Origin of the sequence: Psychrobacter sp., from assembly GCF_036731945.1 — a bacterium.
Lineage (GTDB): Bacteria > Pseudomonadota > Gammaproteobacteria > Pseudomonadales > Moraxellaceae > Psychrobacter.
This window is the reverse complement of the sequence record NZ_DAINDI010000092.1, coordinates 1-7212: the sequence shown is the minus strand read 5'-3', so window position 1 is coordinate 7212 and position 7212 is coordinate 1. Positions and strand designations below refer to the sequence as shown.

The 7212-nt window shown below is 40.1% G+C and carries 9 protein-coding genes; 4 read left to right on the top strand and 5 right to left on the bottom strand.

Annotation, left to right across the window (positions count from 1 at the left end; translation table 11 throughout):
* Positions 1 to 351 precede the first annotated feature (351 nt).
* From V7D75_RS13540 to V7D75_RS13530, 3 genes are all read left to right on the top strand, one after another.
* Positions 352 to 678, top strand: coding sequence for a beta-lactamase hydrolase domain-containing protein (locus tag V7D75_RS13540; protein WP_333614980.1), 327 nt, complete (start codon positions 352 to 354; stop codon positions 676 to 678).
* Positions 679 to 758: 80 nt separating this feature from the next.
* Positions 759 to 1091, top strand: a complete 333-nt coding sequence (locus V7D75_RS13535; protein ID WP_068407556.1) for a TIGR01244 family sulfur transferase — start codon at positions 759 to 761, stop codon at positions 1089 to 1091.
* Positions 1092 to 1239: 148 nt separating this feature from the next.
* Positions 1240 to 1983, top strand: a complete 744-nt coding sequence (locus V7D75_RS13530; RefSeq protein ID WP_333614979.1) for a glutathione S-transferase family protein — start codon at positions 1240 to 1242, stop codon at positions 1981 to 1983.
* Between the two features lie 22 nt (positions 1984 to 2005).
* Here V7D75_RS13530 and V7D75_RS13525 read toward each other — a convergent pair whose 3' ends face one another.
* From V7D75_RS13525 to ahpF, 5 genes are all read right to left on the bottom strand, one after another.
* The gene (locus V7D75_RS13525) at positions 2006 to 2266 is read right to left on the bottom strand and encodes a hypothetical protein (RefSeq protein WP_333614978.1); all 261 of its coding nucleotides are present in this window, start codon (positions 2264 to 2266) and stop codon (positions 2006 to 2008) included.
* Positions 2267 to 2373: 107 nt separating this feature from the next.
* Complete coding sequence (locus V7D75_RS13520; RefSeq protein WP_333614977.1) at positions 2374 to 2817, bottom strand: hypothetical protein; 444 nt, start codon at positions 2815 to 2817, stop codon at positions 2374 to 2376.
* Between the two features lie 77 nt (positions 2818 to 2894).
* Entirely contained in the window at positions 2895 to 3728 is an 834-nt protein-coding gene (locus V7D75_RS13515) for a hypothetical protein (RefSeq protein ID WP_333614976.1), read from the bottom strand.
* 54 nt (positions 3729 to 3782) lie between these two features.
* Positions 3783 to 4463, bottom strand: coding sequence for a hypothetical protein (locus V7D75_RS13510; RefSeq protein WP_333614975.1), 681 nt, complete (start codon positions 4461 to 4463; stop codon positions 3783 to 3785).
* Positions 4464 to 4828: 365 nt separating this feature from the next.
* Entirely contained in the window at positions 4829 to 6406 is a 1578-nt protein-coding gene (ahpF, locus tag V7D75_RS13505; protein WP_333614974.1) for an alkyl hydroperoxide reductase subunit F, read from the bottom strand.
* A 515-nt stretch (positions 6407 to 6921) separates the two neighbouring features.
* Between ahpF and V7D75_RS13500 the strand changes: the two genes are divergently transcribed.
* Positions 6922 to 7170, top strand: coding sequence for a YdcH family protein (locus V7D75_RS13500; protein WP_333614973.1), 249 nt, complete (start codon positions 6922 to 6924; stop codon positions 7168 to 7170).
* Positions 7171 to 7212 lie beyond the last annotated feature (42 nt).

Sequence of the window (7212 nt, the reverse complement as noted above, 5' to 3'; positions counted from 1 at the left end):
TATCAGCCTCAATCAAGAATTATTGAACCAAAAAAAGCACTTGAGCTTTAGCTTTATCAAAGGACCGGTGATGGATATTATCGAGCATACACCGGTCATAACCCATCTATCAGGGCAGGTTTATTTAAGCACCATGGATGCGGTCAATGCGCTAAAAGATAATTAGCTTATAACTAACCAATTTTTCGCTTAAATTAATCCTGACAGGAAGTGCTTTTGAGAAAACATCAGTGACAAAATATAGCTATGATAACCACTGTGTTATGCTAGATTGTAATAAGCCTTTAAAATTTACAGAATCTAGAAATAGACAAAACCTTACGCCATTTAATATACGCGACCGAAAAACTTATGACCGATGATTTAACCATTTATAAGCAAATTTACCCAAGCCAATGCGTCAAGATTGCCGAGCTTGGCTACCGCTCTGTGCTCAATATTCGACCTGACGCTGAGGTTGACTCGCAGCCCAATAGCTGTGATTTTACCAGCGCAACGGCAAAAGCCAACCTTACCTATCAGCATTTACCGTTCGATGATGAGCGTTTAAGCATGACGACTGTCGAGCAGTTTGCAGCCTTTTATCGCAGCATGCCAAAACCCATCCTGATGTTTTGCGGCACCGGTGCACGCGCCAAATTGCTCTATCAAAGTGCACTGATGCAAGGTTTGCTATAAAAAGTAGATAGGCTTTATTGAAATATTTTAATCTAAGCGCAAAATTTTCGTTTTTACGCTAAAAATAAAAAGGAGCTCTTATGAGCCATGAAGTGAGTATTACCGGACAAATCACCCCTGATCAAGTACCTATGATTGCTGAAAATGGTTTTAAGACTATTATTAACAACCGTCCAGATGGTGAAGAACCAAACCAACCCACCAGTGCTGAGATTGAAGCCGCGGCTAAACAAGCAGGTCTTGCTTATAAAGAAGTGTCTTTTGCTGGTAGCGAGCTCAATCAAAACCATGTCGAAGAGTTTGCTGACTTTTTTAACCAAGCTGAGCAGCCTATACTGATTTTTTGCCGTACCGGTAACCGCTCGACAGGTATTTATGAGGCGGCAAAGCGTATGGATTTGTTAGACGACTAATAGTGATATAAATATAATTGATACCATTTCAAAACGCTCATCCAAACTGTGGATGGGCGTTTTTTTGCATACCGCTAAACTATTGACTGGTTAATTTTTAATATTGAAGACATAATAAAACTCTACTGATACCCCTTAATAGGATTTTATGATGCAAAAACCCCTACTCATCATTGGCAATAAAAATTATTCGTCATGGTCATTGCGAGCTTGGCTACTACTCAAGGCATTTAATATTGATTTTGATGAGCAACTGATTGAGCTGTTTCATCCATCAGCGACGGCCATTCTCGAAGAGCATGCGCCAACCGGCAAAGTACCAGTTTTAGTCTATGGTGAAAATGACGAAAAGGTCACAATTTGGGACACCTTAGCGATTGCCATGCATATCAATGATTATTTTACCAACGTAGATGTTTGGACAGGACTGGTGAAATCTGAGACAAAAAGCAATACTAGCATCAGAATAAATAGCGCCTACTGCCAAAGCATCGTCGCTGAAATGCATTCAGGGCTGATGGGCATTCGTAGTGACATGCCGATGAACATTCGAGCCATAGCAAAAATACAACCCAGCGCTGCATGTTTAAAGGACATTGCTCGTATCGAAGAGATTTTTGCAGATTGTTTAGAAAATCGCTCAACAGACAGCTACTTGTTTGGTCCATTCACGGCTGCCGATGCTTTTTTCGCACCAGTCATTCTACGTTTGCAAACGTATGCCGATGCCTCTGACATAGTATTAAAGCCAACGACCAAACAGTATTGTGAAAAGATGTTGAACAGTCCTAATATACAAGCTTGGCGAGAGGCAGCACTTGAAGAAACTCGCATCATTGAAGAAGATGAAGCAGGTGAGATACTGTCGGTGGTTGGGGTATTGGCTGATTAAAAGTGAGTCATTGGGAACGAGCTTAGTAGTTATCTTTTAAAGGATAATTATTAGGCTCTATATAACCTTTGTCTTTTTGATAGTTGAGGTAAAAAACACTGTTTTTATAGGTTTTACCCTGATTATATCCATTCACAGTTAGCTTTAGAGGGTAAAACCCGTTTACCGTTTTATTGGTATCAATTTCTAAATCAGCACTCCTATCATTACACAGACGCTGCCGCTTACCACCACAACTGTCTGAGCCATCACTATCAAAACCTGCGCCAATCCAGTTCTCCATTATACCGCGACCCTTTGGCGTCAATATAACAAAGCTGTTGCTGGTGTAACCTTGATGCGTGTCACCATGCTCGTTTAAAAAGCCCCACGTATTTGGTGCAAACTGTTTTAAATCCCAACCCCCCAACTACCTGCATTCATATACGGATTGGCCGACTCAACTTGCCAACCTTCTCCTTTAGGCTTTAAAACAAACATTCCGACTAAACCACTAGCGCCATGACCACGTAAAACTTCTTCACCATTCTCATCAAAGCTAACATTACCTGTAATCAATATATATAAGCGTTTACCCTTATCAGTCTCTATGACTTTTTGCCTATCAATATCGATGCAATAGCCCGTCATATATGGCTCGTTAGTTAAGCCATTGACAGAACCTGAAGGTGCAATGACACCATGACACTGTAATGCTTCGTTATAAAGCGGATAGTATGGCTTGAGGATATCCATCACACTATCAGCAGCAGAGGCTGTACCGCATATCAATGTGGCTGTAATAATGAACGCTACCCTTCTTAAACTGAGTAATACTAAATTAGATTTGAACATCTTAAATATTTCCCTTGAAGCTCTCAAAGTTGTTATCGTTCATTTTTATGAAACACAAATATAGTTATAAATATAAATCAAAAGCTGACATCTTTCATTGGATAGTCATTAGGTACTTGATACCCTAATCGGGGCTGATATTTAATCATATAGACTTGATTTTTATATACCTTGTCATCTTCAAAACCATTTAACGTAATCTCTAACGGATAAAACCCATTAATTATCATCTTCTCATTAACGCCTAGTTTAGCTTTTAAAAGTGTGCAGGTATCGGCATCAGGATTGCTACAGCTTCCTGCTGACCCAGATCCTGCATTAGAATGTTCATACTTGGCTTCTACCCAGCTTCTTCTAATGCTACTATCGTCTGGAGTAAGTAACACAAAAGCTGAGCCTGAATGAACCCAATGCGAATCACTATGAATGTTAATAAATCCCCACTTATCAGGAGCAACTTGTATCAGCTTCCAGCCTTTTAGTCCTTTACCAGAAGCGCCTGCATTCATCGCTGGATTAGCAGACTCTACTTCCCAGCCTGAACCTTGTGGCTTTAGAACAAACATGCCTACTAGACCAGAAAAGACATGTGCCCCATATGCTTCACTACCGTCTTCATTAAAACTTATGTCACCAATAACTAATACATACAATCTTTTGCCTTTTTTAGTTTCCATTTCCAGTTGTCTGTCAATCTCAATGCAATATCCGCTTTGATAAAGTGTTCCTTCACCACCTGATGAGCCATCATTAGCCATAATACCTTGGCACTGCTTAGTCTTATTATAGATAGGATAGTACTCTTTAATAATTTCATTGACGCTTTTCGCTGAGGTAACATTTGATAAGCTCATAAGCATAATTGCACCAATAGCGCTGAAAGTTATTTTTGATCGTTTAACGTTTATCATGCTTTCTCTTTTTTTATGAGGTCAAATTTAACGCATATAAGTACTTTAGTTCATCTAGTTCTCTAAACCTATAGGATAATTATCAGGTATCTGATAGCCCTGACCTTTTTTATAATAAAAGGTGTAATTTGCATTTTTATAAGTCTTATTGTTTTTGCGACCGTTGACGGTAAAGTGTAGAGGATAAAAACCATCAACGACTTTACTCGTATCAATGTGCTGTAGTTTGGCTTTGATATCATCGCAGACCCGTTTTACTTCATCGCTACAAAGATCAGTATAAGCACTAAAATCACTATTATTAATCGAGCTTTTTATAATTTTTTGTCCATTAGGCGTTAATATAATCAAACTGGTTTCTACATAACCCAAATACTCGTAACCATCCTCATTTATAAAGCCCCAAGTATTGGGAGCAAGTCGCATCAGCTTCCAATCATGCAGTCCCATACCTTGTGCACCCGCACTCATAATAGGACTTGCCGATTCTATTTTCCAGTTGTTGCCATTTGGCTTTAAGACAAACATACCAACTAAGCCTTGGTGAGAGAGAGCGTCATTACTATCTATCAATCCCTCCTCATGCTCACCAAATTTTATATCGCCAGTGACTAGTACATAGAGACGTTTGCCTTTATGAGTTTCAACCATAATTTGACGGTCAATTTCAACACAATGACCCGCTTTGCTATCTTCAGCAGAAAAGACACCATAAAAACTTGAGTCAACCACCACACTTTGGCACTTAAGTGTCTTATTATAGAATGGATAATAAGACTTCAAGAGACCCATAAGAGTCTTGTTTGATATAGTGCTATTGGTTTGAGGGATGTTCGCTAATGCAGGGCTACCGCAGAATGCATAAGCTATAGTAGCCACTAAGGCTATGCGCTTTAAAATTGATGTGTTCAAATGGGGCAAAACAAGATCCTTTCACCGTCGTTTTATCGATAATCCATTTAGTTATACTCTACATAATTTACACTACCAAACATACGTCAACTTATATTATTTAACAAGCATTAAAATATTTTCTACAAAAAAGCCACCTCAACAATCGCTCGTTGAGGTGGCTTTTTTAATTCAACTTATGGGGTATTCTACTGCATTATCAAATACTCAAAAGCTGACAACGCTGCTTTTGAACCCTCGCCCATCGCAATATTAATCTGCTTAAATGGCACAGTGGTCACGTCACCACAAGCAAAAATACCTTTGCGGTCGGTGCGGCAGCGCTCGTCAATCTCAATCTCGCCAAAGCGGTTTAGATCCACAAAGCCTTTGACAAACTCAGTATTTGGCACCAAACCAATTTGCACAAACACCGCTGACGTGTCGAGCTCTTTGGTTTCATTGTTGCTACGATCTTGATAAACAAGCGAAGTCACTTTACCATCTTGCGCTTTAATCTCTTGCGTTGCAGCACTGGTAATGATATCAATATTACTCTTCTCTTTGGCTTTATTAATCAGTACTTGGTCCGCTTTTAAGTCGTCAGCAAACTCAAGGACGGTCACGTGTTTAACAATACCTGCCAAATCTAGCGCCGCCTCGATACCTGAGTTACCACCGCCGACGACCGCAATATCTTTACCTTTAAAGAATGGGCCATCACAGTGCGCACAGTAGGCAACGCCTTGACCCACGTTTTCATCTTCACCCGGCACACCAAGCTTACGCCACTGAGCACCGGTCGCTAAGATAATACTGCGCGTCTCAAACGTTTCCCCAGTGTTGAGATGAATACGGTAGTTTTCTTCTTCAGTTTCACTGATTTCTTTGACGCTGACATGCTCTTTCAGCGTAATGTCATATTCGTGCAAATGTTTCTCGAAGTTCGCTGACAGCTCACTACCGGTTGTTAAAGGTACAGAGATTAAGTTCTCGATATCCTGCGTGTCTTTCACTTGTCCACCGATACGGTCGGCGACCATAGTAACTTTTAAACCTTTACGCGCGGTATAAATCGCCGCCGCCACGCCAGCAGGGCCTGCACCGATAATCGTTACGTCTTGCTGCTCTAACTGCTCAGCGTCATCAGCCACTTCGCTCAATAAATCAGGGAACTGCTCTTGTAACTTCTCAATCAATTTAGCCGTATCAATTTTACCATTGGCAAAAGGTTTACCATTTAAGAATACCGCCGGTACACCTTGAATGTTATTAGCCTCGACTTGCTCTTGAAACAAGGCACCATCAATCATCTCGTTACTGATGTCATCGTTGAGCAGCGCAAATTGGTTCAGCGCTTGCACCACATCCGGACAGCTATGGCAAGACAGCGAGACATAAGTCTGAAACTGTAGCGGCTTATTAAAACGCTTAATCAGTTTTTGAATCCCTTCATCCAGTTTTAAGGTATGACCGCCCGCTTGCAAAATCGCCAAAATCAGCGAGGTAAATTCATGGCCACCTGGAATACCGCTAAACACAATACCCGTATCGGTCAATGCATTATCAATATGACTGACGACTTTAAAACTAATTGGACTTGGTAAGCTGTCATCGGTTGCTGTTGCATCAAAATTAATCTTATCTGTGGTACCAGCGATTTTAGTTAAAAAATCAATCAGCTCAGCACGTTTGCTATGTTCGCCGCTACCCAATACAAAGGTAATGGGACGGGTCATGTTTTCACTATAGCTTTTGACTGCGTCTAATAAACCTTGATCTATCATGTTTGTTCCTCATTATTATCAGATATGTAACGTCAGCTATATCGCTGCACATTTAAATAGGGTTTGGTGACAAGCTAAGTATCTGATTTAAAAAGCCATAAATACTTGGCTTACCACCTTTGATACGTCTATTATCAATGCTTTGGACGTACCACGCAAGCCGATAAACTCAAACTTTATGTTTAATAAAACAAATCATAAATAGGCATTACTATTTAATTTTTAAACCTATCAATAAAAGAAAATCCATGACAGTCATGGTATCGGGTAAATTTTTTCGCTACAATCAGATGAGGCGAATAAGAAACACTCTTATTTACCGGTCGGCAGATTGACCGCTAGTTGTCGTTAGCAAATGCCCTTTCTGCTGCACACAAGCCTGTTCAAGACTGAGCTGAATTGCGATTTGGCTTGGTAAGAATGAAGTCTCACAATCATATCAATTCATCAGAGCACTCTTAACTAAAATGCGCTATGGCTTTACTAAGCCTGCGCTTCATAACAAGGATGACAACATGAGAAAGACTGATACATGGCAAGACAACAGAGATATTATTTGCGAACTTAAGCAAAAAGACAGCTACTTTGCGAGCATTTTTGATGAGCATACCAAGCTTGATCAGCAAATCAACCAGCTCGATAAGGATGTGGTGACGCACGCCAGCTGTGACGAAGAAATAGAAAAGATGAAAAAGCGCAAGCTGCACTTAAAAGATGAGATTTATAAAATAATCGATAAAAATAAACTCAATTCTGCGGTATAAACGCTTTAGTTTATAACGCTACCTGATTCAATAGCGGCTTGG

What these genes read in the sequence shown, in the direction of transcription:
- V7D75_RS13515 (WP_333614976.1), bottom strand. Translation starts at nt 3,728, where the DNA reads ATGATAAACGTTAAACGATCAAAAATAACTTTCAGCGCTATTGGTGCA.
- ahpF (WP_333614974.1), bottom strand. Translation starts at nt 6,406, where the DNA reads ATGATAGATCAAGGTTTATTAGACGCAGTCAAAAGCTATAGTGAAAAC.
- V7D75_RS13520 (WP_333614977.1), bottom strand. Translation starts at nt 2,817, where the DNA reads ATGTTCAAATCTAATTTAGTATTACTCAGTTTAAGAAGGGTAGCGTTC.
- V7D75_RS13525 (WP_333614978.1), bottom strand. Translation starts at nt 2,266, where the DNA reads ATGGAGAACTGGATTGGCGCAGGTTTTGATAGTGATGGCTCAGACAGT.
- V7D75_RS13540 (WP_333614980.1), top strand. Translation starts at nt 352, where the DNA reads ATGACCGATGATTTAACCATTTATAAGCAAATTTACCCAAGCCAATGC.
- V7D75_RS13530 (WP_333614979.1), top strand. Translation starts at nt 1,240, where the DNA reads ATGATGCAAAAACCCCTACTCATCATTGGCAATAAAAATTATTCGTCA.
- V7D75_RS13535 (WP_068407556.1), top strand. Translation starts at nt 759, where the DNA reads ATGAGCCATGAAGTGAGTATTACCGGACAAATCACCCCTGATCAAGTA.
- V7D75_RS13500 (WP_333614973.1), top strand. Translation starts at nt 6,922, where the DNA reads ATGAGAAAGACTGATACATGGCAAGACAACAGAGATATTATTTGCGAA.